The following is a 1607-nucleotide window of genomic DNA, read 5'->3' as shown; positions in this document are numbered from 1 at the left end:
CAGCTGGATTTAGTCTTTTCGTTGGAATTTATACTTTATAAAGCAATCGGGCACGATTATGGCACAAGGACCTGTGCCCTTATTACGTATAAGGGCCAGTTTGTTGTATAACCGAGATTTCTATTTTAGAGTATGTGAATATTAAATTTTGAATAATTATAGTTATGTTAAAGTTAATGAACCAGAGTATGCGAAAGATTGATCTTAAACGAATGTAGCAGGTTAGTGAAACAAGGCAATCATTGAAACTTATACAAAAAATAAACGTCAAATCCAAGTAGGGGGGATTTGTTTGAGAAATAAGCATGTACTTTTGATTACAGTATTATTTGTTTTATTAATTTCTTTTGCTCCAAGTAAGATAATGGCAACATCTTGGGCATACCCATTTGTAGTTTGGGACGGGTATATTTATGTGATAAGTGATGATGAATATGTAACAGAAATTGGCGATGAAATTGGGCAAGTCACAAAGTATTCGGATATGGAACAGTATTCTGGCAACTTCTCTAATGCTTATAAGAAAGGTACTAAATACTATTCAATTGAAGGAGTTAGTACGGACGAAGCAATAGCCATTGAAGAATTTGATGGTCGATATATAATGGCAAATAGAGAAGGTGAATATGAATTTAGAAGTGTTTTTTATGAACAAGGGATCGTTAAGGTTTTTATTTTTTCAATATTGGTTATTTTAGCTGGTATTCTCGTTTATAAAATTCTAAAGAAAAATCGTGGCAAAAGGTAAGCACCTTCACTAAAAGGTGCTTTTCCGAAAGGTTTATAAAATACGGGTGTTGATTGGATTGAGAAAGAGGAGTTAAATAAAGATAAACAAATAAGGAAATAACCGAAGGGATGGGTAATACTTTACCAGTCGGAGCCAAAATTTTTTAGCAAAAGAATGAAGAGACATTTTGATTGTTGAGTATGACGGAAAAGAAAAAAGGTATTTACTTCAAGTTGGGGAGTAAAGATTTTCTTCTTTAACAACTGGTGCATTAGTTTAACAAAGACTGACGTATTTTTATAACAGGGATAGTAAAGTTCCTTTGATAAGCAATAGGGACCGATTCTGAATTAAGCATTGTGCTCTTTTTTTATGTAAAGGGCTTTAGCGCTGTTATGTATCACTTTACTTTCCTTACCAACAGGTTTTAGTAGTGTCAACAACAAAACAATTTCGGAAAAAGAAGCAATAAAAATAGCTAGAAAATATGAAGACCTACAACAATTGAGTTACAAAAGTTGAATATAAGGACGAAACTAATTAATATTGTGTTTATTTCAGTAAACCCAATAATTGTGGAGAAGGAGTTTTAAAAATAGACAAAAGGTCAGGGAGAGTTAATGAGGGCAAAGCTGCTATTTGTAAAGAATAATGGATAATAGTACAAGGGTTCTTATGAAGGAAATTATAACCTCAGTTTATCAGTTTATTAAACGAACGGGCGCTTTTCTTGAGTAACGAAAAAGCCCAATTTTTCAATTTTACTGAGAAATTGGGCTTTTTATTTTGGGAATTTCCTTAACGTTGTAAATCCGCATTTTTTGACGCTACCCCAAGTAGAAAAGGACTGTTATTCCCTTTAAGTTCTCCACATCTG

At 32.9% G+C, this 1607-nt stretch carries 1 protein-coding gene; it reads left to right on the top strand.

All coding sequences use genetic code 11. The features are described from left to right. Window positions 1-292: 292 nt before the first annotated feature. Window positions 293-748: a hypothetical protein gene (locus AC3G7N_RS20485; RefSeq protein ID WP_489424015.1), complete on the top strand. Its 456-nt coding sequence runs from the start codon at window positions 293-295 to the stop codon at window positions 746-748. The last annotated feature ends 859 nt before the right edge of the window (window positions 749-1607 follow it).

It is taken from the genome of Virgibacillus carmonensis, from assembly GCF_057836705.1.
The sequence above is the reverse complement of the archived record's forward strand: the minus strand, read 5'-3'. Positions and strand labels throughout refer to the sequence as shown.